We start from the raw sequence: 24,066 nt of genomic DNA on the forward strand, positions 1-24,066 counted from the left end.
ATTGGAAATGATCCACCGCACCAAGATTACCCTCGCGGCCTTGATTGTCGCCGCCTACGCGGGCGGCGCCGTTGCCGCCGTGACCGCCGAAGAGGCGAAGAAGCTCGGCACCACTCTCATGCCGTGGGGGGGCGAGAAGGCCGGCAACAAGGACGGCACGATCCCCGAGTGGACCGGGCCGGTGAAGGCCGCGAACTACGACCCGAAGGTTCCCGGTGCGCGACCCGATCCGTTTGCGAACGAGAAGGCGCAGTTCTCGATCGACGGCAAGAACATGGACAAGTACGCCGACAAGCTCACCGAGGGCATCAAGGCGTTGCTGAAGAAGTACCCCAGCTACCGCCTGGACATCTATCCGAGCCACCGCACCGCGAACTATCCGAAGTTCTTCCAGGACAACGCGCTCAAGAACGCCACGGTCTGCAAGACGACGGACAATGAGCTGAAGATCGACGGCTGCTACGCCGGCACGCCGTTCCCGATCCCGAAGACCGGCAACGAGGTGATGTGGAATCGTCTGCTCAAGTACGACAACCACGTGACCGACGTGAAGGGGCTGGTGAGCTTCCTGGTCGATCCGAAGGGCAACACAACGATCGGCGGTCAGTACGATTTCACCGCCTACTATCCGATCTTCGATCCGAAGAAGACCGGTGTCATCGGCGCCAAGGATCCGTACGAGAAGATCCGCATCGATTACTGGAATCCGGCGCGCAAGGCTGGCGAGAAGCTCGTCATCCACGACAACGTCGATATGGTCAGCGTGGGGCGCCAGGCGTGGTCGTATCTGCCGGGTCAGCGGCGCGTGAAGCTGTCACCCGACGTGGCCTACGACACGCCGAGCCCGACCGGTGGCACCGCGACAACGGTTGACGATGCGGCGGTGTTCTACGGTGCGCTCGATCGCTTCGACTTCAAGCTTGTTGGCAAGAAGGAGATGTACATCCCGTACAACGCCTACAAGGCGCGCGACCTCAAGGTGTGCCCGCCCGAGGTGATCAACACGAAGAATCACCTCAATCCGGACTGCCTGCGTTGGGAGCTGCATCGCGTGTGGGTGGTCGAGGCGACGGTGAAGCCGGGCCAGCGCCACTTGTACCCGAAGCGTACGTTCTACTGGGACGAGGATCTGCCGGGCGCCGGTCTCGCGGACAACTACGATGCGGCGGGTCAGCTGTATCGGATGGTGCATTCGATGCCGATCACGTTCTACGAGAGCGAGGGTCAGGGGCACGGTACCGATCCGTACGTCGTCTATGACCTGTCGAACGGCTACTACTCGAGCCAGATGTATTCGGTCGATCCGAAGGGCTGGGAAGTCGTCACGCCACACCCCGAGCACTTCTACTCGCCGGAAGCGCTGGCCGGCTCCGGAGTGCGGTAAGTCGGATCCGGAACCCGGGGAGACAGGCTGTCCGCTTTCGCGACGGCCTGTCTCGCTCCCGGAGATCGGCGGGACTGGTGGAGCCGCGGCTTTCCCCCCGGTGTCACCATTGCCTTGCGTGCGGAATTGGAGATTGGTTTCATGGGTAACCGTCGCACTTTCATCCAGCAGGTACTAGGAGCAGCCGCCGTGGCTGCGACGCCGGGGTGGGCTGCAGCCTTCGTGCATCCGCTCGATGAACCGGCGATGCGAAACCGCCTGGCCGCACGCTCCACGCTGCTCGCGGTGACCGGTACGGGACACCGGCTGGTGGCCGTGGGCTACCGCGGGCTGGTGGTGTTCTCCGACGACGAGGGGCGCACCTGGACCCAGGCAAGCGTCCCGGTCAGCACCGACCTGGTGGCAGTGACTTTCCCGACCGACAAGCTGGGCTGGGCAGTGGGTCACGGCGGGGTCGTGCTGCACACCACCGATGGCGGTGCCAAGTGGATGAAGCAGTTCGACGGCCGGCAGGCGGCGCAGGTGGCCGTCGAGACCTTCGAGCGGCGGCTTGCCGAAGGGCCGGCGATCGAGCGGCTGCTGGCCGACGAGCGTTCATTCGTCGACGGCGGCGGAACGCAGCCCTTCCTCGGGCTGTATTTCGAGAACGAGCGCGTGGGCTATGTCGTGGGCACCTTCAACCGGATCTTTCGCACCGAAGATGGCGGGAACACGTGGGTGCCGTTGATGGATCGGACCGACAACCCCGACGGCCTGCACTTCAATGCGATCGCCGGTGACGGCGCTAACGTCTATCTCGCCGGCGAACAGGGCATGGTCTGGCGTCTCGATGGCGCGAACGGGCGCTTCGTGCGTGCGCCGACCGGATACAGCGGCACGTTCTTCGGACTCCTGCCGCTCTCATCGTCGGACGTCCTTGCATACGGCATGCGTGGCAGCGTCTATAGAAGTACCGATGCCGGCGCCACCTGGCAGCGGATCGCGATGGCGACGCTGGCGGGCGTGACGAACGGCGCGCTCCTGCCCGACGGGTCAGTCGTGCTGGTGACCCAGGCGGGTGGCATGGAGATCAGTCGTGATCAGGGCCGTTCCTTCAAGCCGTTCAAACCGAAAATGCCGATGTCGTATCACGGGGTGTTCCCGGGCCCGAGTGGCCAGGTGATTCTGGCCGGTGCCGAGGGTATGCGGAGCGAGACGGTGCGCTAGACACCGGTTACACACAACTAGGTGAGCCGGGCAACCGAACAGCACCAGGAGCGAGGAGACATGAGCGAGCGGCACATGCAGCAAGTGATATCGGACCCCAAGGACTTCGACGACCGGTCGGGCAACATCGTCGAGCGCCTGATTTTCAACAACCGGATGGCGCTGGTGGCGGTGTGCGTACTGCTGACCGCATTCTTCGGCTTTCAGATGCGGGGCTTGGTGGTCAATGCGAGCTTCGACAAGATGCTCCCGCAGGGCCACCCCTACATCCAGAACTACGTCGAGAACCGCGGCGAACTGCGCGGCCTGGGCGATTCGGTGCGGGTCGTCGTGGAGAACCCGAAGGGCGATATTTTCGATCCCGCGTTTCTTGCGACCTTCGCCAGGATCAACGACGAGATTCTCGTCCTGCCCGGTGTCGACCGCGCCTGGATGAAGTCGATCTTCACGCCCGTGGTGCGCTGGATCGAGGTCACCGAGGAAGGCTTCAAGGGTGGGCCGGTGCTGCCGACCGACTACAACGGCAGCGCCAAGTCCATCGAGGATCTGCGGATCAACGTCGGGCGTGCCGGCGTCACCGGCAGTATCGTCTCCAACGACCTGCATTCGAGCATGATCGTCGTGCCCCTGATGCCGACCGACGGAGCCGGCAACTCGCTCGACTACCACACACTGTCGACGGCGCTCGAAAACATTCGCGCCAAGTACGCGACCGACGCCAGCGGCGAGGCGCCGGTGCGCATGTACATCATCGGCTTCGCGAAGATGACGGGCGACCTCATCGACGGCCTCGAAAAGGTCATGAACTTCTTCCTGCTGGCGGCGGCGGTCGCGGCATTCATCATCTACCTCTTCACGCGCTGCGTGCGCAGCACGGTGCTGGTGCTGGTGTGCTCGCTGGTGGCCGTGGTCTGGCAATTGGGCAGCCTCGTGGTGCTCGGGCTAGGGCTGGATCCGTTCTCGATTCTCGTGCCCTTCCTCGTATTCGCGATCGGGGTGAGCCACGGCGCGCAGAAGATGAACGGCATCATGCAGGACGTGGGTCGCGGCACGCACAAGTTGGTGGCCGCCCGCTACACCTTCCGCCGGCTTTTCATCGCCGGGGTGACGGCGCTGCTCGCGGACGTGGTCGGTTTCGCGGTGCTGATGATCATCGACATTCCCGTCATCCGCGAACTCGCGATGACTGCCAGCCTCGGTGTCGGCGTGCTGATCTTCACCAACCTGATCCTGCTGCCGGTGCTGTTGTCGTATGTCGGGGTCAGCCCTGCCGCGGCCAGGCGCAGCCTCGCCGAGGAGACGGAAGAGGTGAAAGGACGCGGCCTGGGCAAGGTGTGGCTGCTGCTGGACCACTTCACCGAGCGCCGCTGGGCGACCGCAGCCATAGTGGTGAGTATCGCGATGGCGGTCGGCGGGTATTACGTCGCGCTCGACCTGAAGGTCGGCGACCTCGACGCGGGGGCCCCGGAGCTGCGCCCGGATTCGCGCTACAACCGCGATAACGCGTTCATCACGAGCAACTACCAGATCTCCAGCGACGTGTTCGCGGTGATGGTGAAGACCGCCCCCGAGGGCTGCCGCGACTGGCAGACCATCACCGAGATCGACCGCCTGAGCGCGACACTCGAGCAGGTACCGGGGGTGCAGCGCGCGAGCTCGCTCGCCGACACGATGCGCGCCTACATCGGCGGTTCGTCGGAAGGCAATCCCAAGTGGCTGACCATTCCCGACAACCAGTCGATCGTCGATGGACAGATCAACAACGCGCTCTCGTGGAACTCGGAGTTCCTCAACACGATGTGCTCGCTGAGCCCGGTGCTCGCCTACCTGACCGATCACAAGGCGGAAACCCTGAACGAAGTGGTCAAGGTCGCGAGCGAGTTCGCCGAGAAGCACGACAACGGCGAGCGCAAGTTCCTGCTCGCGGCAGGCAGCTCCGGCATCGACGCGGCGACCAACATCGTCGTCGCGGAGGCCAACCGCACGATGCTGATCTACGTCTATGCGTCAGTCATCGTGCTGTGTGCGATCGCGTTCCGCAGCTGGCGCGCGGTGGTCGTGGCGGTGCTGCCACTGATCCTGACCTCGATACTGGCCGAGGCGCTGATGGTGAAGCTCGGCATCGGCGTGAAGGTTGCCACGCTGCCGGTGGTGGCGCTGGGGGTGGGTATCGGGGTGGACTACGCGCTGTACCTGCTCTCCGTGCAGCTCGCGCAGCAACGCCTCGGCTTCTCGCTCGGCCAGGCCTACCAGCGCGCGGTGGCCTTCACCGGCAAGGTGGTCGCGCTGGTCGGCGTGACGCTCGCCGCCGGCGTCGTGACCTGGGTCTGGTCGCCGATCAAGTTCCAGGCCGACATGGGCATCCTGCTGACCTTCATGTTCCTGTGGAACATGCTCGGCGCGCTGATCCTGATCCCCGCGCTGTCGCACTTCCTGCTGCAGGGCGAAACCCGCCGGAGCTCCACCAAGCCCGACGAGGCCACCCTGCCGGAGGAGGCGCTGGCCGACACCTGCGCCGCGCCCCGCAAGGGGGTCGAGACGCCGGACGCGTACGCCCGGTCGGAGCCCGCGCTGGCGAAGACTTGAGGAAGGACCTGGAAACGGATCGAGTCTGCCGACTGCGGGGAATTCCGCACCAACTAGCGATCACAGGAGATGCTGATGACAAGACTGTCCATGCTGCCCTCAGAACAATGGGATGCCGACCTGCGGGTATTGGCGCAAGCGGAAGCGGCAACACCGCTGGAGCAGGGTTTGCTGCGCATCATGGCCCACGCGCCGGAACTGGCGAAGGCGCTCGTTACCTTCGGCAGTACGATGTGGCGTAGCCATACATTGCCGCGTCGATTGCTGGAATTGGTTCGGCTGCGGATCGCATTTCATAACCAGTGCCGCAGTTGCATGGCCATCCGCTATCAGTCGGCGGTCGATGACGGTTTGACCGAAGGCATGGTCTGTTCACTGGAAAAGCCGCACGAGGCGCCTGATCTCACCGATGCGGAAAAGGCGGCAATTGCGTACGCCGACCTTTCCGCGAATGATCATTTGTCGATCAACGATGAGACGTTTTCGCAGCTTCGCGGGTATTACACCGAAGGCGAAATCGTCGAGCTGGGCATGTTCATCGCGTTCTTTATCGGCTACGGCCGCCTCGGTGCAGCCTGGGACATGGTCGAGGAATTGCCGCAAAGCTTCCAGGACAAATCGGCGAAGGCCGCGCCGTGGGCGCGAGAGTCGATCCAGGTTCGCGGATGAGGCGCGTCCTTGGGCGGCCCGTCGGCGGTGCGAAGAACAGCTGACAACTAGAGACTCTACGAAGAGGTAGTTTATGACCGAGCAATTCGACCAGAAGGTCGTTCTCATCACCGGCGCCGGCACGGGCATCGGGCGCGCCACCGCGCTCGCCTTCGCGCGCAAGGGCGCGCGCGTCGCGGTGGCCGACATCTCGGCCGCCGAAGGCGAGCAGACCGTCGCCCAGATCCGCGCTGCCGGCGGCACGGCGGATTTCCACCGCGTCGACGTCACGAAGGCCGCCGAGGTCGAGCAACTGGTCGCGGACGTGGTCGCGCGCTGGGGTCGGCTCGACGTCATCCACAACAACGCCGGCATCACCAACGAGAACGCATCGACCACCGAGACGACCGAGGCCGATTTCGACCGCGTCATCGCCGTGAACCTGAAGGGCGTGTGGCTCGGTATGAAATACGCCATCAACCAGATGCTTGCGCAGGGCGGCGGGGTGGTCGTCAACACCGCGTCGGCGCTGAGCCTCCGCGTGCTGCCCGGCTCCTCGGCCTATGTCGCGAGCAAGCACGGCGTGGCCGGCCTCACCAAGACCGCCGCGGTCGAGTACGGCGGCAAGAACATCCGCATCAACGCGGTATGCCCCGGGGTGATCCGCACGCCACTGCTCACGAACCTGCCCAACGCCGCGGAACTGGAGCAGAGCCTTGTCGCGCTGCACCCGATCGGGCGCCTGGGCACGGTCGACGACGTCGCGAACTGCGTGCTGTGGCTGGCCTCGGACCAGGCCGCCTTTGTGCACGGTTCGCTGATCTCGGTCGATGGCGGCTGGGTCGCGCAGTAAGCGCCCGATCGCGTCGATGTCATTCAATCGAAAAAGGAGTGGCAAGACATGGCACTGATGATCACGGACGACTGCATTGCCTGTGACGTGTGCGAGCCGGAATGTCCCAACGGCGCGATCTCGCAGGGCGATGACTACTACCAGATCGATGCGGGCAAATGCACCGAATGCGTCGGGCACCACGACGAATCGCAGTGCGTGGCGGTGTGCCCGGTCGACTGCATCGTCACGGACCCGGCACATGATGAAACGCGCGATCAGCTCATGGAGAAGTTTCTCCGGCTGACGGCCTGAAGGGCATTCCCCCCATCGAGGTCGACGCGACAGCGCCTCCGGTCGCCCCTTCAAAGGTTCAACGGCAGGTTTCAGGGCGATGTAGCCCGGCGCGCCGCGCAGCGAGGCGGCGTCGACTGGGACCCTCGCTCGTACATCGGCTCCACGCTCAACGCGAGCGCCGCCGCCAGACGAGCGCCCCCGCTGTCAGCCCCAGCACCAGTAACCCCACCAGCACCCACCACACGATGGTGACCGTCAGCACCGGCGGGGACAGTTTCAGCTCCGTGACCATGGTCAGCACGGCGCCGTCAGGAAGGCTGAAGTTCTGGTTCAGTAAGGGATTGAAGCCGGTGAAATTCACTACCGGGCGCACGGTGACCGGCGGATAAGGTGGCTGTCCAGTGAGCGAACTGGCCTGTGGCGTGCCCTGGAAATAGATCATCGTGGTCCCCTCCACTGTCAATCCGTTCAGATCTGGGACCTCGAGCGCGGCCTGGGTCGGCTTGAAACCCATTCCCGTCAGCTGGACCGGAACCGCACCGCCCGACTTGTTGTGGATGTCGACTTTCTCCGAGATGCGTGACGATCCACTGTCTGTCGCACCGCCATTGACCGAATAGGCGACGGCGCCCGTCACCGCGCCGGTCGTTGCCCCGGTGCCGTAGCCGAGGAGCGGACCCTGGGCATGGACCTGATTGGCGCCGACATGGGCGCCTGGGTGGATGTGACCGATGTCCAGCAAGGTGAGGGGGGCCGACGGATACACCAGGATGCGCCGGCCATCTACCGTCCATTCGACCGTGCGCGGAAGCTGCACCGGGTCGTTCGGAACATTCAGGTTGAACGTGGGGTCGTCAATCGTGAATTCGAGGCTGGAGTTCTGGTCCGTCACCGTGTAGGAAACGGCCTGCGATTGGCAGGCGCATGAGGCAAGAAACACGACTGCAAGCAGCACTCTCATGATCGAACTCCGTCGGTTGTACTCTTTTTAGAATAGTCAACGAGCGCCCTTGTCGGCCTCGCGCATCCGCCCCCCGGACAAAAATCAGGAAGCAGGCCGGCCTCGGCCCTCGTCGGGCTGTCCGTCAGCTACGGCCCACGAGAACGCGAGCAGTGATCGCTGCGACCGGCAGGAGTCCGGGCGGAGCCGACTTTCCTATGTTCGGTGTGAAAAGGGATCGACAGGCCGTTTATGGCCGAAGGCTCCTGGTCGTGGGTGCCTGCCAAGCCCCCTTTTGCTCGCGCGCGCCGGGCGCGTGGCGTCGATATCCCGGGTGGGCGGGCGCGCTCACGGCGTGCGCAGCCGCGCGGCCGGAAATTCCTCCTGCCACAGGCGCGTGCCCGCGGCGTTCCACGCGGCAACGCGCAGCAACCGCGCGCCGGCTGGCCCGGAGAACTCCAGCGTGCAGAAGTTGCGCTGCGTGACCAGCGTCCCGGGCACCTCGCGCACCGGGAACGGGCGGGGATGCACGCGCGAGGTCAGCGGCGAGCAGGTCAGCTCGGTCAGCGGGTAGGTGCCGGGGCGCTCGCGCTCGGTCAGGTGGGTGTAGTGGATGTCGCCGGAGAGGAAGAACACGCCGTCGATGCGCTCCGCAGCGAGCCAGTCGAGGAACGCCTGGCGCTCGCGCGGGAAGTTGTGCCAGCCCTCGCCGCCGCGCTGCTCCGGCGACGGGCGGTCGCTGAGCATGCGGCTGCCGTTGGCGACCAGCTTGAAGGTGGCGAGCGAGTCACGCAGCGCGCCCTTGAGCCACTCGAGCTGCGCCGCGCCGAACATCGTCCGCGCCGGGTCCGCGCCGGCATCGTCGTCGCGGTGGTAACGGTCGTCGAGCAGGAACAGCTCGACGTCGCCGAGCGGCACCCGGCCGAAGATCCCGGCCGCGCCGGGCAGTCCGTAGCTGGGGTTCGCCCAGTAGTCCTGGAACAGCGCCAGCGCCGTCGCCTTGAGCGCGAAGTCGCGGTTCGAGTTGTCCGGGCCGAAGTCGTGGTCGTCCCAGATAGCGACGTGCTGGCCGGTGCGCAGTAGCCGCTGCAGCGGCGCGAAGCCGCGCGTGGTCGCCCAGCGCCGGTGCATCCGCGCGGCGGCCTCGTCCGCGGGCGCGAGGTCGTCGTCGCGGTAGTAGATGCTGTCGCCGAGCCACAGCATCACGTCGGGTCGCCGTGCGGCGACGGTATCGAAGATCTCGAAGCCGGCGCCGAAGGAGCCCTGCGTGACCTCGTAAGGGGGGTCGGGGACGTAGTTGCACGAGCCGGTGGCGATGACCAGCTCGCGAGGCGCCGCCCGATCCGCGGGCGCGGTGGTGAACGCGGGCACCTCGCCGAGCTCGACCGGGGTTCCGTCGAGCAGCACGCGGTAGGCGTAGCGGGTGGCGGCCTGCAGACCGTCGAGGTCGACGCGCGTGGTGTGGGCGCGCTCCGGGCTGACGGCGACCGGCGCGCTGCGCCGCGCCGCGTCGGGCTTCCCGTGCGGCCAGTACTCGAGCTGCACCTGCGCGGGGGCGTCGGTCATCAGCCACACGCCGACGCGCGCGGCCGTCGCCGGGCCGGCCATCGGGCCGCCGGCCAAGGTGGCCGCGCTGGCGCCGGCCGCGTGCAGCGCCAGCAGCAGCCAGGGCAGCGCCAGGCGGCGCAGGGCACGCCACGCGAGGCCGGGGCGCAACGGGGAAACGGGCCTGGCGGCATGCATCGGTCTACGGTGCGAACGGAGCCCGCGTAGGGCTGCCCGTATTTGACCGGATTGAAATGCAGGTAGTCGAGGTGCGCACGATAGTCATGCTCGTCACGAATCAGGTGTTCCCAATAGCGCCGCTGCCATATCCCCCGCTCTCCACGCGCCCGGGGAACCGCGGAGCGCCTCTCGGTGGCAGGCAAGACGTTTGAAAAAGCCTGCCTCCGCGCTGCAGGGCATTGACCGTGAAGAACCAGGTGCCGCCGGGATGCCAGGCGCGTCGATAGTCGGGCATGCCATCATGTTGCGCGGAACGCCATGGTGGCGCAATGCCCTTCGGTTACATGCTGCACGATTCCTCCTAGCCGTCGCCCGCGAGCTCGTCGACCAGGAAGTTGATGAAGGCCCGCGCGCGGGCGGGCAGGTTGCGCTTGCCCGGGTAATACACGTACAGGTCGGCGTTCGGTAGCGCGAAGTCGGGCAGCACGCGCCTGAGGCGGCCGCTCTCGAGGTACTTCGCGAGATCCCATTCCGAGCGGATCAGGATGCCGTGGCTGTCGAGCGCCCAGCCGAGCACGATGTCGCCGTCGTTGCTCGACAGCGCACCGTGAACCTTGACGATTTCGGTGTGGCCGTTGCGCGTGAAGCGCCAGATGCCGTAGGCGTCGTCGTTCTGGCGATGGACGATGCAGCGGTGGCGGGTGAGATCGTCGAGTGTTTCGGGCGTGCCGTGCTGTTCGAGGTAGCGCGGCGAGGCGCACAGGAAGCGCCGGTTCGACATGATGCGGCGGGCGTGGACGCGGCTGTCGGACAGTTCGCCGAAGCGGATCGCGAGGTCGTAGCCGGCCTCGACCAGGTCGATTGGCCGATCGGTGACCTCGAGCTGCACTTCGACGTCCGGATAGCGCGCGGCGAAGGCCGAGACCAGCGGGGCGATCGTCGTACGGCCGAAGCCGAGCGTCGCGTTGACGCGCAGCAGCCCGCGCGGCGCTTGCCGGCTGCTGGAGACGATCTCGTCCATCTCGCGCAGTTCTTCGAGCAGGCGGGTAGCGTGCAGCAGGTAGAGCTCGCCTTCGCTGGTCAGGCTGATGCTGCGCGTGGTGCGATTGACGAGGCGCACGCCGAGCCGCTCCTCGATGGCCGCGAGCCGCATCGTCGCCGCAGGCGGGGTGATGTCGAGCGCACGGGCCGCGGCCGACAGGCTGCCGTGGCGGGCGAGTAGAACGAAGAACTCCAGTTCGGAGGCGCTGGCGGTTTTCAAGAAAACTGAAGAATGAAGTCAATCGACGTGAAACACCGGCGTGTTGGCGCGACGTAATGTTCGTCCGCCGGGGCCGATACCGTGCCCCCGAAAATACATAGGAGCCACGCCCGTGAGAATAGTCGAAATCCGCGAGAAGACCGTCCCGATCAGTTCGCCGATCCGCAACGCCTACATCGATTTCAGCAAGATGACGCTGAGCCTCGTCGCCGTCGTCACCGACGTGATCCGCGACGGCAAGCCGGTGGTCGGCTACGGCTTCAATTCGAACGGCCGCTACGGACAGGGCCAGTTGATGCGCGAGCGCTTCATTCCGCGCATCCTCGAAGCCGACCCCGCGAGCCTTGTCGACGACACCGGCAGCAACCTCGACCCGCACAAGGTCTGGAACTGCATGTTCACGAACGAGAAGCCCGGCGGTCACGGCGAACGCTCGGTGGCCATCGGCACGATCGACATGGCGATCTGGGACGCGGTCGCGAAAATCGAGGGCAAGCCGCTGTTCCAACTGCTGGCCGAGCGCTACGGCAACGGCACGCCGGACCGGCGCATCTTCGTCTATGCCGCCGGCGGCTACTACTACCCCGGCCAGGACCACGAAAAGCTCAAGGACGAGATGCGCAGCTACATCGACCGCGGCTATACCGTCGTCAAGAAGAAGATCGGCGGCGCGTCGCTCGACGAGGATCTTCGGCGCATCGACTCGATCCTTTCCGTGCTGCAGGATGGCCAGAAGCTTGCCGTCGATGCCAACGGACGCTTCGACATCGACACCGCGATCCAGTACGCCAAGGCACTGTCGCAGTACGACCTCTTCTGGTACGAGGAGCCGGGCGATCCGCTCGACTTCGAGCTGCAGGCGACGCTGCGCAACTACTACGCCAATCCGATGGCGACCGGCGAGGATCTGTTCTCGATGCAGGACGCCCGCAATCTGATCCGCTACGGCGGCATGCGCCCGGATCGCGACTGGCTGCAGTTCGACTGCGCGCTGAGCTACGGCCTGGTCGAGTACCTGCGCACGCTGGACATGCTCAGGCAGCACGGCTGGTCGCCGAGCCGCTGCATTCCGCACGGCGGGCACCAGATGTCGCTCAACATTGCGGCGGGCCTGGGCCTCGGCGGCAACGAGTCGTATCCCGATCTTTTCCAGCCCTACGGCGGGTTCCCCGATGGCGTGACCGTCGATAACGGCTACGTCACGCTGCCCGACCTGCCGGGCATCGGCTTCGAAGGCAAGGCCGACCTGTATCGGGAGATGCAGAAGCTGTCGGCGTAACGCGGCGTCACCACCGCGATTCGTGCATCGCGGGGCTGTCTGCATGCCCGCTCAGATAGTCCCGCAGGTGCTCGATGAAGAACGACACCTTGGCCGAGAGGTTGAGGCGCTCCAGATAGACCGCATAAATGTCCGCGGCCGGCGTGTCGTAGTCGGGCAGTACCCGCTCCAGCCTGCCGCTCCTCAGGTATTTCGCGACGTCCCATTCGGCGCGCATCAGGATGCCGTGCCCGTCCAGCGCCCAGTTCAGCGCGACCTCGCCATCGTTGGTGCTGAGCTTGCCGCGTACTTTGACGGTGTCGTTCTGTTTTCCGCGACTCAGCCGCCACATCCCGTAGGCCGACTCGTTCTGCCTCAGGACGATGCACTCGTGACGGTTCAGGTCGGCCGGAACCTCCGGCCTGCCGTGCGACCGCAGGTAGACGGGCGACGCGCACAGCAGCCGGCGGTTCGAGGCGATTTTCTTGGCGATCAGACGTGAATCGGGGATTTCGCCGAAACGGATCGCGACATCGATCGCTTCGTCGGGAAGGCTCACCGGGCGGTCGGTGAGCTGGAGCTGGACTTCGACGTCGGGATAGCGTTTCGTGAAGCGGGAGACCGCCGGCCCGATGTAGGACCGCCCGAATCCCAGTGGCGCATTGACCCGCAGCAATCCCTTCGGCACGGCCCGGCTGCCGGAGATGCGGCTTTCCATTTCGGCGATGTCGCCGAGGATGCGCTGTGCGTGGGTGAAGTACACCTCGCCTTCGTTGGTCAGGCTCAGGCGCCGCGTCGTGCGGTTCAGCAGGCGCACGCCCAGCCGCTCTTCGAGCTGAGCGAGCCGCTTCGTGACGGCGGGCGGCGTCAGGTTCATCTCGCGCGCGGTCGCGGCGAGGCTGCCCATCTTGACCAGCAGACAGAAGAAAGCGAGCTCGGAGTTTGGATTCATGGCGGATTCATCTCGGACTCGGTGTGGATTGATTATTAACTCTGAGGAAGCAATGTATTAACTTTCGCTCGATTCTGGCAAGAATCAAAGCCCTTACTCTCCTCCTCGCGTTCAAGCCCATCAGGGAGCGCCTGCCGAGCCGCGGAAGACGGACAGCAAGTTCGCTCAAAGCAAGTCCTATCGGAGGAGATATGTTCAAACGATTAATTGGTAAGTTGTACGTCCAGGTGCTCGTCGGCGTAACGGCCGGCGTGCTGCTGGGCATTTTCTACCCGCAGCTGGGAGCCGACCTGAAGCCGATCGGCGATGCCTTCATCAAGCTGATCAAGATGGTGTTCGCGCCGATCATCTTTGCGACGGTCGTGCTCGGCATCGCGAAGATGGAAAGCATGAAGGAGCTCGGGCGGGTCGGCGTGCGCGCGCTGATCTACTTCGAGATCCTCTCGACCTTCGCGCTGGCCCTCGGGCTGATCGTGGTCAACGTGGTTCAGCCGGGCTCGGGGATGAACATCGACCCGGCCACCCTCGACGCGAAGAGCATCGCGAACTACACGGCATCCGCCGCAAAATCGATGACCTTCGTCGAGTTCATGCTGAACATGATTCCGTCGAGTCTGGCGGAAGCCTTCGTCAAGAACGAGATCCTGCAGATCCTGGTGTTCTCGTCGCTGTTCGGCGTCGCGCTGTCGCGCCTCGGCCAGCGCGGCAAGCCGGTCGTCGATTTCCTCGAGTCCTTCTCGCACGGCATGTTCGACATCGTCGGCATGGTGATGCGCGTCGCCCCGCTGGCCGCGTTCGGTGCGATGGCCTTCACGGTCGGCAAGTACGGCCTCGGCTCGATCGCCTCGCTCGGCAAGCTGATGGCGAGCATGTACCTCACCTGTTTCCTGTTCGTCGCGGTTGTGCTCGGCGGGATCTCGCGGATGTGCGGCTTCAGCCTGTGGAAGTTCCTCAAGTACATCCGCGAGGAGCTCTTCACGGTGCTCGGCACCAGCTCGTCGGAGTCGGTCGTGCCGCAGCTGATGAAGAAGCTCGAGAACGTCGGCGTGCCGAAGCCGGTCGTGGGCCTCGTCGTCCCCTCGGGCCTGACCTTCAACCCGGACGGCCAGTGCATCTACTATACGATGGCCGCGATTTTCATCGCCCAGGCGACCGACACGCCGCTGTCGATGATCGATCAGCTCGTGATCCTCGGCGTGCTGATGCTGACGTCGAAGGGTTCGGCGGGTGTCACCGGCTCGGGCTTCATCACGCTCGCCGCGACCCTCGCGTCGATGGGCAAGATCCCCGTCGCCGGCATGGTGCTGCTGCTCGGTGTCGATCGCTTCATGTCCGAAGCCCGTGCGATCACCAACACGATCGGCAACGCGGTCGGGACGATGGCGATCGCGAAGTGGGTCGGCGACCTGGACGACAAGCGCGTGAAGGAAGTCCTGAATGGTAAAGCCGAAGAACGCCGCGAAACGCCGGAAGCCAGCCTCCCCGAATTTGCCGAACGCACCGCAGTGCAGGCGAAAGCCGCCTGACAGAGCGGCGAACCATCCGCGGGTGAGCATCGCCGTGGCGCCCGCGGACAGCAGTCCCCCAACCGATTACCAACGGAGCAACATCATGGATAAGGAAGTCGCAGTTCAGTCCCTGACCGACACGATGGCCAAGTTCACGTCCTACATCGGCAAGCGCCTGCCGACCGACGTGAAGCAGAAACTGGCCGATCTTCGCACCCTCGAAACCAACCCGCTCGCCAAGTCGATCTACGATTCGATGGCCGAGAACCAGGAGGCCGCCGACAAGCTCGACCGGCCGAGCTGCCAGGACACCGGCGTGATCCAGTACTTCATCTCGGCGGGCGCGAAGTTCCCGCTCTTGGGCGAGCTCGAAGAGATCCTGCAGAACGCGACGCTGGGCGCGACGAAGATCGGCCCGCTGCGCCACAACGCGGTCGAGACCTTCGACGAGAAGAACACCGGCACCAACACCGGCTCGAAGATTCCCTGGCTGGACTGGGAGATCGTGCCGGACTCGGACGCCGCGACGATCGACGTCTACATGGCGGGCGGCGGCTGCACGCTGCCGGGCAAGGCGACGGTGCTGATGCCGGGCCAGGGTTACGAAGGGGTCGTCGAGTTCGTGTTCGACGTCATCACGTCGCGCGGCGTCAATGCCTGCCCGCCGCTGCTCGTCGGCGTGGGCGTGTCGACCTCGGTCGAGACCGCGGCGCGGCTGTCGAAGCGCGCGATCCTGCGGCCCGTGAATTCGAAGAACCCCAACGCGAATGCCGCGCTGATGGAAGAGCTCCTCGAAGAGGGCCTCAACGAAGTCGGCATCGGCCCGCAGGGCCTTACCGGCAACAACAGCGTGATGGGCGTGAATATCGAATCGTCGGCGCGTCACCCCTCGACGATCGGCGTCGCCGTGTCGACCGGGTGCTGGGCGCACCGCCGCGGCAAGATCCGCTTCAACGCCGACCTGTCCTACGAAATCCTGTCCCACGAAGGAGTGGTGCTGTGAAAAAGATCCTGCAAACCCCGATCAAGGACGAAGACCTGGAAGACCTCAACGTCGGCGATGTCGTCTATCTCACCGGCCACCTCGTCACCTGCCGCGACGTCGCGCACCGCCGCCTGATCGAGCAAAAGCGCGAGCTGCCGGTGGATCTCAAGGGCGGCGCGATCTTCCACGCCGGCCCGATCGTGCGCAAGAAGGACGACGGCAAGTTCGAGATGGTCTCGATCGGCCCGACCACCAGCATGCGGATGGAGAAGTTCGAGCGCGAGTTCATCAAGCAGACGGGCGTGAAGCTGATCGTCGGCAAGGGCGGCATGGGACCGGAGACGGCCGCGGGTTGCCAGGAAGGCAAGGCCGTGCATGCGATCTTTCCGGGCGGCTGCGCGGTGCTCGCGGCGACCAAGGTCGAGGAGATCGAGCGCGCAGAGTGGCAGGACCTGGGCATGCCGGAAACCTTGTGGGTCAACCGCGTCAAGGAGTTCGGCCCGCTGATCATCTCGATCGATACCAAGGGCAAGAACCTGATCGAGCAGAACAAGGCGCGCTTCAACGAGAAGAAGGCGCCGGTGATGGAAAGGATCTTCGATCAGGTGAAGTTCATCAAATAAGCATCGCGCGGGAGAGGCGGCCATCGGCCGCGCCCGCGTCCTTCCCCTGGCGGCGCACCGCACACGTGGAGCGCCGCAATCCACCGAGAGCAACTCGCGGCCGGCCGGACGATGACCGTTAGTTGACGACCCAGGTATCGCCGCTGTTGAAGAGCCGTTCGAGGGGCCCGGACGGCCCCTCCCTTGTCCCGCCGGTCAGTGCCCCTGCGCGAGCGGCACCACGCTCACGGCGATCGCCGACATCTGCGCGAGGCCGGTGATGGGGTCGAAGTCCTGGTCGTCCGGGATCAGGCGCTGTACGTTGATACCCTTCTCGCGCGGGCCACCCGGTTCGGCCGGGTCGCCCCAGCCGTGGGCGATGCCGATCACGCCGCGCGGAAACTCGACGCCGCCGGCGACCAGGCCCTCGACCGAGCCATAGCTGCTCGACACCTTCACCGCGTCGCCGTCGGCGAGCCCCAGCGCCTGCATGTCGTCCGGGTTCATCATCACCGGGTTGTACGGAATGCGACGGCGCAGGTCGGGCAGGTTCTGGCCCTGCGTGCAATACACGTCGTCCTCGCGGTAGGTGATCATGCGGAAGGCATGCTCATCGCTCGGCGCGTAGCCGCCGCCCTCGGCCCAGTATTCCGTCTGCACCTCGCGCAGTTCGGCGACGACTTCGGGGTGGGCGAGGTCGAAGCGCTTGTTCGCGTTGCCGATCATGCCCGGCAGGATGTGGCCGGCGCGGCTCACGGTATCGCCCCAGATATGGCCTTCGGCGTGTTCGCGGATCTTGGCCATCGGGATGCGCGAGCCGGCGTTGAGGCCGTCGAGCATTTCGTCGGCGGTCGGCTGGTGCTCCATCGAGATGCCAGGGATGTCGAGCTTGACGCCGAGCTGGCGGGCGAGGTCCCAGAACACCTCGAATTCCTGGAACACGCTGTCCGGCGCCTGCACCAGCGGCGGCGTGTATTGCGAGTACGGGAAGGGGAAGAAGGCGTCCATCAGGCGCGGCACGTCGGCGCGCTCGTACGGATGACGGCAGGCGAGCACGTAGTCGGCGTATTTGGCGGTCGCCGACATGAAGAGTTCATTGACGACCAGCAGATCCAGGCTCTTCAGCGCCTTCACGGTGCCGGCCTCGTCGGGGAAGACCAGCGCCGGGTTGCCGCCGTGCACGATCAGCGCGCGGATCTGGCCCTTGCCCGGGGTCAGAATCTCGTCGGTGAGGGTGTTGGACGGCATTTCCTCGACGCCCAGCCAGTTCGTGAGCGCGCGAATGCCGCGTACGCGCGACACCGGGCCGGGGTGCAGCGGCAGCGGGATCGGGCCCGAGCCTTCCGGCATCTCTGGCGCGAGCGTGCCGGGCATCGCGAGCATGCCGCCGCGGCGGTCGTAGCGGCCGCACAGCGCGTTGAGCGTCATCACGAGCTGGGTCGTGAGGTTCTGGTGGCGCGCCATGTGCAGGCCCGTGCCGCTCGTCGCGGCGCCGCTGCCGGCCGTGGCGAAGGCGACCGCGGCGTCTTCGATGAGCTGGGCCGGTACGCCGGTGCGGCGCGAGGCGTAGTCGAGGTCGAAGCTGCCGACCGCATCGTGCAGCTCGGCGAGCCCGCTGCCGAACTGCGCGACATAGTCCTGTGCGTAGAGGCGGCGGTCGAGGATCACCTTGATCAGCGCGGCGAGCAGGGTCGCGTCCTCGCCCGGTTTCACCTGCAGGTGGATGTCGGCGACCTTGGCGACCTCGCAGCGGCGCGGATCGATCACGATCAGCTTCATGCCGCGCTTGCGGGCGTCGCGCAGGCGCTTCGACGGGTTCGACTGCGGCATCGTCAGCATGTGCGAGACGACCGGGTTGGTCGCGATGAACATGCACACGTCGGCGTGATCGATGTCGAACAGGCTGAAGGGCATCAGCGAACCCCACAGGCGCTGCATCGCGACGACGAGGCTGGGCGAATCGACGGTGTAGGAGGTGTAGAAGCCGCGCGAGCCGATCGCGTCGAGCCACTTGCGCACGAACCACGGGCCCGAGGCCGACATGCGGTGCCCGGCGTCGCCGATGTACACCGCGACCGACTCGGGGCCATGCTGGTCGATGATCTCACGCAGCTTGGCGCCGACTTCGTCGAGCGCCTGGCGCTTGCCGATATCGACGAACTCGTCGCCGACGCGCTTCCTGCTCGAGAGCAGCCGGTTGGGGTGGTAGAGGCGCTCCATTTCAGCGCGGCCCTTGGGGCAGGTGTAGCCCTGCGATACCAGGTTGTCGCGATCCGGACGCACCGCGACGACCCGATTCGCGGCCTTATCGACATCCACCTGGATGCCGCAGAATACATGGCAGAACCGGCAAAACGACTTGTGAGTCTCGATCATGCTGCGTGTCTCCTCGCTGTGAATAGGCATTGCATGGAGCTTCACGGGCGTTGAAGACGGCCAGCGCACCGCAGAGATCTGAAGGCATGCGGTTCTGGCTGCCAGTGGTCGAGCTGTCAGTGGCCGGGCTTGCGCGCACTGCGCGAGCCGATCGTTTCCGGTAGCGCCATGATGTTTTTTGCGTGGATGCAGATTATCGACCGTCCGGTCGGGCGTCAACAGATTTCCACATTATCTTCGGGGTCAAACGCGAGGGAGAAAATCCGCAGAAGCCACTAGACGACCGACCGATCGGTCGTCTATTCTGGGGACGTTCAGATCAACATGGGCCGTGGGCCCGCCGCCGATGCCGAACAAACCATTTCTGAGGAACAAGCCGACCATGCACTACATCAAAGTCAGTCACGATTTCGACGCGCCGGCCGCGCTGGTGTGGGACCTGCTGCGGGATTTCGCGCACATCGAGCGCTGGTGGCCCACGCATGATCCGGCGGTGCAGATCGACCATGTCGACCTCGTCGGCGAAGGCATCGGCCAGGTGCGCCACATCTACAACGTGGGCTACCCGGATCCGGTCAGCGAGCGGCTGGACTTCCAGGATCCCGCGACGATGACCTACAAGCTGTCGATCGTCGGCCGGCCGCCGATGGGGATCACCCATTACCAAGCCACCGGGCGCATCGAAAGTCTCGGCGAAGGACGCTGCCGCCTCAACTATTCGAGTGAGCTCACGACCGAATCGGGCGAGCCCGACGAGGCCGACGCATGGCTGCGCATGGCCTATGCGCTGATGTTCCGCGGGGTTGCCGACGCCGCGGCACGGGCGACGGCCTGATGTCCACGAGTCAGGCGGAGAAACGCGCATGAAGGCCGTTCGATTCATCGAGCCGGGGCGGCCCCCGGTCGTTGCGGAAGTGGCTGTCCCGGTACCGGGCCCGGGCGAGGTGCTGGTGAAGATCGGCGGCGCCGGCGTGTGCCATTCCGACCTGCACGTGCTCGACCATGGGGTTGCCGGTGCTGGCGAGTGCCGCGGTTTCACGCTGGGGCACGAGAACGCCGGTTGGGTGGCGGCCGTCGGCGCCGGGGTCACGGGCTGGAAGGAGGGTGATCCGGTCGCGGTGTACGGCCACTGGGGTTGTGGCCACTGCCACGCTTGCCAGCAGTCGATGGAGAACTACTGCGAGAACGCCGACTCGCTGCCTAACCCCGGCGGCGGGTTCGGCGCCGACGGCGGCATGGCCGACTACCTGCTGGTGCCATCGCCGCGATTGCTGGTGCCGCTCGGCACGCTGGCGCCGCGCGAAGCCGCGCCGCTTACCGACGCGGCGCTGACCCCCTACCACGCGATCAAGCGCGCGTTGTCGCTGCTTACGCCGGATGCGACCGCGGTGGTGATCGGCGTCGGCGGGCTGGGCCACATGGCGGTGCAACTGCTGCGCGCGCTGTGCGGCGCGCGCGTCGTTGCCGTCGATGTCGACGAGCGCCGCTTGGAGCATGCGCGGCAACTGGGTGCCGAACTCGCGGTGAATTCGCGCGATGGCACGGATGCCGCCGCGCGCATCCGTGCCTTTACCGGCGTGCGCCGCGCGGCCTTCGTGCTCGACTGTGTCGGCGCGCAGCCGACGCTGGATCTCGCGGTGCAGATCGTCGGGCGCAACAGCCAGCTCACCGTCGTCGGCGTGGGTGGTGGCGTGATCCAGCTGGGCCAGCTGACGCTGCCGTTCGGCTGTTCGGTGTGCACGCCGCTGTGGGGTACGCGCGCGGAATTGCAGGAAGTGATCGCGCTCGCGCAGAGCGGCCGCATCCACGTCGATGCCCATTACTTCGGCATCACCGAGGGCCCGCGGGTGCTGCAGGAGTTGCGCGAGGGAAAGATCATGGGGCGCGCCGTGCTGGTGCCCGACCTCGACTGAACACGCTGCCCGGTAACGCACCGGGCGCGTGGTGAGGCAAATGAGGCAACAAGCGAGGAGACAAGAATGAGACTGAAGGGCAAGGTGGCGATCGTCACCGGCGGCGGCTCGGGGCTGGGCCGCGCGATGTGTGTGCGCCTGGCGGCCGAGGGCGCGCGGGTCGTGGCGGCCGACCTCAACATCGCAGCCGCGCGCGATACCGTGGGTCCCATCGTCGCGGCCGGCGGCGAGGCCGTGGCGATGCAGGGCGATGTCGCCAGCCGCGAGGACGTCGCGCGCATCGCCGCGGACACGCTCGCGCAGTACGGTGCGATCGACGTGCTGGTCAATAACGCGGGCATCGTCGGCCAGTTCGTGAAGACGGCGGAAGTGAGCGACGAATCCTGGGACCGCGTGCTCAACGTGAACCTGAAGAGTGTCTTCCTGTTCTGCCGGCGGGTGATCCCGCAGATGGTGCAGCAGGGCGGCGGCGTGATCATCAACATCGCCTCGACCGCCGGCGTGCTGGCCACCGCGGCGGGCATCGAATACACCGCCGCGAAGCACGCGGTGGTCGGCATGACGCGCGAGATCGCCTACGAGTACGGCCAGCAGAACATCCGCGCGGTCGCAATCGCGCCGGGGATCATCATGACGCCGATGGTCGCGAGCATTCCGAAGGAATTCCTCGACGCGAGCGCGGACTACCAGAAGATGCTGCGCGCGCCCGCCGGGCGTGCCGGGCAGCCGGAAGAGGTCGCCGCCGTGGTGGCCTTCCTCGCGAGCGACGACGCGAGCTTCATCCACGGCAGCACCGTCGCCGTCGATGGCGGTTATTCGACCTTCTGACTTCACAGCCTTCACAGGACTCCGACCAATATGAACCAGACAGACGTGCAAGTCCTGCGCGACCAGCGCGACATCGAGCAGATCCTGATCCGTTATGCGGTCGATCTCGACGAGCACCAGTGGGCAGGCCTCGACGAGGTCTTCGTGCCCGAGGCCACCGCCCGCTACCTGGGCATCGGCGACTTCACCGGCCGCGACGGGATCCGCAACATGGTGCGCAGCGCGCTCGAACGCTGCGGCCGCACCCAGCACCTGCTCGGCAACTACCGCATCGTCGTCGACGGCGACAAGGCGACCGCGAAGTGCTACCTGCAGGCGATCCACCTCGGGCTCGGCGACTACGCGCAGAACATCATGACGGTGTGGGGCGAGTATCGCGACCGGCTGGAGCGTCGCCCCGAGGGCTGGCGCATCGTCCATCGCGAGCTCGAAGTGTTCAAGGTCGATGGCGACATCGGCCCGATGCTGCTGTGAGCAGCTTGAACGGTGAACAGGGAGGTGAGGGGATGATGCGTTTTCAGGACAAGGTGCTACTGATCACCGGGGCCGGCTCGGGCCTCGGGCGGGCGACGGCGCTGCAGCTCGCGCAGGAAGGAGCGAAGCTGGCGATCGTGGATCGCAACGGCGCCGCGCTGGAGGAAACCCAGGGCGCCCTGCGTGCGGCGGTGCCAAAGGTCGAGATCCTCGCGATCGCGGCGGACGTCGCCGACGAGCAGGCGGTACGCGGCTTTGTCGACCAGACTGTCGCCCGTTTCGGCGCCATCGACGGCTTCTTCAACAACGCCGGTATCGAGGGCAAGCAGAATCCGACCGAGGACTACGGGATCGACGAGTTCCACAAGGTCGTCGCGGTCAATCTCGACGGCGTGTTCTTCGGCATGAAGTACGTGCTGCAGGTGATGCACCGCCAGGGGCACGGCGCGATCGTGAATACGGCCTCGGTCGGCGGTATCCGCGGCGTCGGCAACCAGGCCGGCTATGCGGCCAGCAAGCACGGCGTGGTCGGCCTGACGCGCAACGCCGGCGTCGAGTACGGCCAGTTCGGCATCCGCATCAACGCCGTCGCCCCGGGCGCGATCATGACGCCAATGGTCGAAGGCGCGCTGCGCCAGATCGGCGGCGACGACTGGGAGGCGGTGGGGCGGGAGTACGTCAGCGTGAATCCGATGAAGCGCCTCGGTCGCCCCGAGGAAGTCGCCTACGTCGTCGCCTTCCTGCTCTCGGACCAGGCGTCCTTCATCAATGCAACCGTGATTCCCGTCGACGGCGGCCAGTCGGACAAGTATTGACGACTTGCGCAGTTCGCTGCCGGCGCCACCCGTGATGCGTGGCGCCGGCAGTGCGGCACCGCCCCCTCAGAGGCGGACGATGCACTTGCCGCGGCTCTTTCCTTCCAGCATGTCGCAGAACGCCTTCGGCGTCTGCTCGATACCTTCGCGGATATCGACGACGGTCTTCAGGCGGCCTTCGCCCAGCCACTTCGCCAGCGCCTGCACCGCTTCCGGGTAGCGCTCGACGTAGTCCGAGAACATGAAGCCCGCCGCGCTCGCGCGCTTCACGATGAACTGCCACATGTGGAACACGCCCGATTCGCGGTCGTTCTGATCGTAGTCGGCGATCGCGCCGCATAGCACGACACGTGCGCCGAGCTTCATGTGCTGGACGGCCTGGTCCAGCATCGGGCCGCCGACGTTGTCGAAATAGATGTCGAAGCCGTCGGGCAGGTGCTCGCGGATGCCGGCCGCGAGGCCGCCCGGCGCGCGGTGGTTGATCGCCGCGTCGTAGCCCAGTTCCTCGGTGAGCCAGCGGCACTTTTCTGCGGAACTGGTGATGCCCACCGTGCGGCAGCCGAGGATGCGCGCAATCTGCCCGACCACCGATCCGACCGCGCCGCCGGCCGCGCTCACGAGCACGGTGTCGCCGCTGCGGGGACGGCCGATGTCCATCAGGCCGAAGTAGGCCGTCATGCCGGTGGGGCCGAGCGTCGCGACATACTCGTGCAGCGGGAAGCTGCCGTCGTGGTCGAGCTTCTGCAGGAAGTCGCTGCCGTCGAAGATGCTGAACTCCTCCCACGAACTGCGCCCCAGCACGAGGCTGCCGACGGGGAAGTGCTCGTTGCGCGAGGCCTCGACGCGGCCCAGGACGATGCTCTGCACCGGCGCACCGAGTTCCATTGCGGTCAGGTAGTTGTCGTCGGCGCCGGCGTTCATCCACTTGCGGAAGCCCGCGTCGAGCGAGAAGTACAGGTTGCGCGAAAGGCATTCGCCGTCGCGGATCTCGCGCACGGGGCGCGTCGCCAGCGTGAAGTCGCTCTCGCGCAGCGCGCCCTCGGGGCGCTGCCGAAGCAGGATCTGCTTGTTCTGCAGTGTGTTCATTGTGACTCCTCGCGAAGATGTTTGGCGCCCGACCGGACGGTCGAATTGTGCCATATTCGCGAGGAGTTGGCTGCGATACCGGTGCCGCTCAGTAGGCGCTGGCGAACCCGTGCCCGACGAACCAGATTCGCACGCTGGCGAGCAGGCGCAGCAGGTTCAGGCGCATCATGATCCACGGCGTTTCCGTAACCGGATAACGAGCGATCACTTCCTGGTCCAGCAGGTCGATCCAGCGTGCCTTGGCATGGCCCCAATAGGCCGAGTTGCGGTCCGCGCCGGCCACGTGGTCGGCGTCGCGGCAAGCTTCGTTCCACAGCGCGAGCGTGCGTTCCTCGCTGACTCCCCATTTGCGTGCGAGCCAAGGCAGAATCATCGGTGCGTTCATGGTGT

Annotated in this window: 22 protein-coding genes; 15 read left to right on the forward strand and 7 right to left on the reverse strand. The window is 65.8% G+C overall.

What is annotated here, in order from left to right; translation table 11 throughout:
• The first annotated feature begins 7 nt into the window (after positions 1-7).
• The 6 genes from GPA25_RS02660 (at position 8) to GPA25_RS02685 (ending at position 6,971) form a co-directional block, all read left to right on the forward strand.
• Entirely contained in the window at positions 8-1,384 is a 1,377-nt protein-coding gene (locus tag GPA25_RS02660) for a DUF1329 domain-containing protein (RefSeq protein WP_169258802.1), read from the forward strand.
• A gap of 141 nt (positions 1,385-1,525) precedes the next feature.
• Positions 1,526-2,590, forward strand: coding sequence for a WD40/YVTN/BNR-like repeat-containing protein (locus tag GPA25_RS02665; RefSeq protein ID WP_169258803.1), 1,065 nt, complete (start codon positions 1,526-1,528; stop codon positions 2,588-2,590).
• Between the two features lie 60 nt (positions 2,591-2,650).
• Complete coding sequence (locus GPA25_RS02670; RefSeq protein ID WP_169258804.1) at positions 2,651-5,176, forward strand: efflux RND transporter permease subunit; 2,526 nt, start codon at positions 2,651-2,653, stop codon at positions 5,174-5,176.
• A 168-nt stretch (positions 5,177-5,344) separates the two neighbouring features.
• Positions 5,345-5,845, forward strand: a complete 501-nt coding sequence (locus GPA25_RS02675; protein WP_246265255.1) for a carboxymuconolactone decarboxylase family protein — start codon at positions 5,345-5,347, stop codon at positions 5,843-5,845.
• A gap of 73 nt (positions 5,846-5,918) precedes the next feature.
• A complete protein-coding gene (locus GPA25_RS02680) occupies positions 5,919-6,677 on the forward strand; it encodes a glucose 1-dehydrogenase (protein ID WP_169258806.1) in 759 nt (252 codons plus the stop codon).
• A 48-nt stretch (positions 6,678-6,725) separates the two neighbouring features.
• Positions 6,726-6,971, forward strand: a complete 246-nt coding sequence (locus tag GPA25_RS02685; protein ID WP_169258807.1) for a YfhL family 4Fe-4S dicluster ferredoxin — start codon at positions 6,726-6,728, stop codon at positions 6,969-6,971.
• Between the two features lie 148 nt (positions 6,972-7,119).
• On the opposite strand, the gene GPA25_RS02690 is transcribed toward GPA25_RS02685, so the two are convergent.
• The 3 genes from GPA25_RS02690 to GPA25_RS02700 form a co-directional block, all read right to left on the reverse strand.
• On the reverse strand, positions 7,120-7,914 hold the full coding sequence (locus GPA25_RS02690; RefSeq protein WP_169258808.1) for a hypothetical protein: 795 nt from the start codon (positions 7,912-7,914) through the stop codon (positions 7,120-7,122).
• A gap of 327 nt (positions 7,915-8,241) precedes the next feature.
• Positions 8,242-9,636 carry an alkaline phosphatase D family protein gene (locus GPA25_RS02695; protein WP_169258809.1) on the reverse strand — a complete coding sequence of 465 codons (1,395 nt, stop codon included), beginning with the start codon at positions 9,634-9,636 and terminating at the stop codon, positions 8,242-8,244.
• A gap of 343 nt (positions 9,637-9,979) precedes the next feature.
• The gene (locus GPA25_RS02700) at positions 9,980-10,879 is read right to left on the reverse strand and encodes a LysR family transcriptional regulator (RefSeq protein WP_169258810.1); all 900 of its coding nucleotides are present in this window, start codon (positions 10,877-10,879) and stop codon (positions 9,980-9,982) included.
• Positions 10,880-10,991: 112 nt separating this feature from the next.
• Between GPA25_RS02700 and GPA25_RS02705 the strand changes: the two genes are divergently transcribed.
• The gene (locus tag GPA25_RS02705) at positions 10,992-12,158 is read left to right on the forward strand and encodes an enolase C-terminal domain-like protein (RefSeq protein WP_169258811.1); all 1,167 of its coding nucleotides are present in this window, start codon (positions 10,992-10,994) and stop codon (positions 12,156-12,158) included.
• A 7-nt stretch (positions 12,159-12,165) separates the two neighbouring features.
• On the opposite strand, the gene GPA25_RS02710 is transcribed toward GPA25_RS02705, so the two are convergent.
• The gene (locus tag GPA25_RS02710) at positions 12,166-13,089 is read right to left on the reverse strand and encodes a LysR family transcriptional regulator (protein ID WP_169258812.1); all 924 of its coding nucleotides are present in this window, start codon (positions 13,087-13,089) and stop codon (positions 12,166-12,168) included.
• A 191-nt stretch (positions 13,090-13,280) separates the two neighbouring features.
• Here GPA25_RS02710 and GPA25_RS02715 point away from each other — a divergent pair, with 191 nt between their 5' ends.
• The 3 genes from GPA25_RS02715 (at position 13,281) to ttdB (ending at position 16,205) form a co-directional block, all read left to right on the forward strand.
• Positions 13,281-14,615, forward strand: coding sequence for a dicarboxylate/amino acid:cation symporter (locus tag GPA25_RS02715; protein ID WP_169258813.1), 1,335 nt, complete (start codon positions 13,281-13,283; stop codon positions 14,613-14,615).
• Between the two features lie 85 nt (positions 14,616-14,700).
• A complete protein-coding gene (gene ttdA, locus GPA25_RS02720; RefSeq protein ID WP_169258814.1) occupies positions 14,701-15,600 on the forward strand; it encodes a L(+)-tartrate dehydratase subunit alpha in 900 nt (299 codons plus the stop codon).
• Positions 15,597-16,205, forward strand: a complete 609-nt coding sequence (ttdB, locus tag GPA25_RS02725) for a L(+)-tartrate dehydratase subunit beta (protein WP_169258815.1) — start codon at positions 15,597-15,599, stop codon at positions 16,203-16,205. The genes ttdA and ttdB overlap by 4 nt, the downstream gene beginning before the upstream one ends.
• Positions 16,206-16,400: 195 nt before the next feature.
• Here the strand turns inward: ttdB and GPA25_RS02730 are convergent, their stop codons facing one another.
• Positions 16,401-18,560 carry a molybdopterin-containing oxidoreductase family protein gene (locus tag GPA25_RS02730; protein ID WP_169258816.1) on the reverse strand — a complete coding sequence of 720 codons (2,160 nt, stop codon included), beginning with the start codon at positions 18,558-18,560 and terminating at the stop codon, positions 16,401-16,403.
• A gap of 382 nt (positions 18,561-18,942) precedes the next feature.
• Between GPA25_RS02730 and GPA25_RS02735 the strand changes: the two genes are divergently transcribed.
• The 5 genes from GPA25_RS02735 (at position 18,943) to GPA25_RS02755 (ending at position 22,590) form a co-directional block, all read left to right on the forward strand.
• Positions 18,943-19,395 (forward strand): SRPBCC family protein, encoded by a 453-nt coding sequence (locus GPA25_RS02735; protein WP_169258817.1) that lies wholly within the window; start codon positions 18,943-18,945, stop codon positions 19,393-19,395.
• Between the two features lie 28 nt (positions 19,396-19,423).
• Positions 19,424-20,473, forward strand: a complete 1,050-nt coding sequence (locus GPA25_RS02740; RefSeq protein ID WP_169258818.1) for an NAD(P)-dependent alcohol dehydrogenase — start codon at positions 19,424-19,426, stop codon at positions 20,471-20,473.
• A gap of 66 nt (positions 20,474-20,539) precedes the next feature.
• The gene (locus tag GPA25_RS02745) at positions 20,540-21,301 is read left to right on the forward strand and encodes an SDR family NAD(P)-dependent oxidoreductase (protein WP_169258819.1); all 762 of its coding nucleotides are present in this window, start codon (positions 20,540-20,542) and stop codon (positions 21,299-21,301) included.
• Positions 21,302-21,331: 30 nt separating this feature from the next.
• Positions 21,332-21,775 (forward strand): nuclear transport factor 2 family protein, encoded by a 444-nt coding sequence (locus GPA25_RS02750; RefSeq protein WP_169258820.1) that lies wholly within the window; start codon positions 21,332-21,334, stop codon positions 21,773-21,775.
• Positions 21,776-21,807: 32 nt separating this feature from the next.
• Positions 21,808-22,590: a glucose 1-dehydrogenase gene (locus tag GPA25_RS02755; protein ID WP_169258821.1), complete on the forward strand. Its 783-nt coding sequence runs from the start codon at positions 21,808-21,810 to the stop codon at positions 22,588-22,590.
• Positions 22,591-22,656: 66 nt separating this feature from the next.
• Here GPA25_RS02755 and GPA25_RS02760 read toward each other — a convergent pair whose 3' ends face one another.
• Entirely contained in the window at positions 22,657-23,676 is a 1,020-nt protein-coding gene (locus tag GPA25_RS02760) for an NADP-dependent oxidoreductase (RefSeq protein WP_169258822.1), read from the reverse strand.
• Positions 23,677-23,764: 88 nt separating this feature from the next.
• On the reverse strand, positions 23,765-24,061 hold the full coding sequence (locus tag GPA25_RS02765; protein WP_169258823.1) for a hypothetical protein: 297 nt from the start codon (positions 24,059-24,061) through the stop codon (positions 23,765-23,767).
• Between the last annotated feature and the right edge of the window lie 5 nt (positions 24,062-24,066).

This window comes from Aromatoleum diolicum, assembly GCF_012910955.1.
GTDB classification, from domain to species: domain Bacteria; phylum Pseudomonadota; class Gammaproteobacteria; order Burkholderiales; family Rhodocyclaceae; genus Aromatoleum; species Aromatoleum diolicum.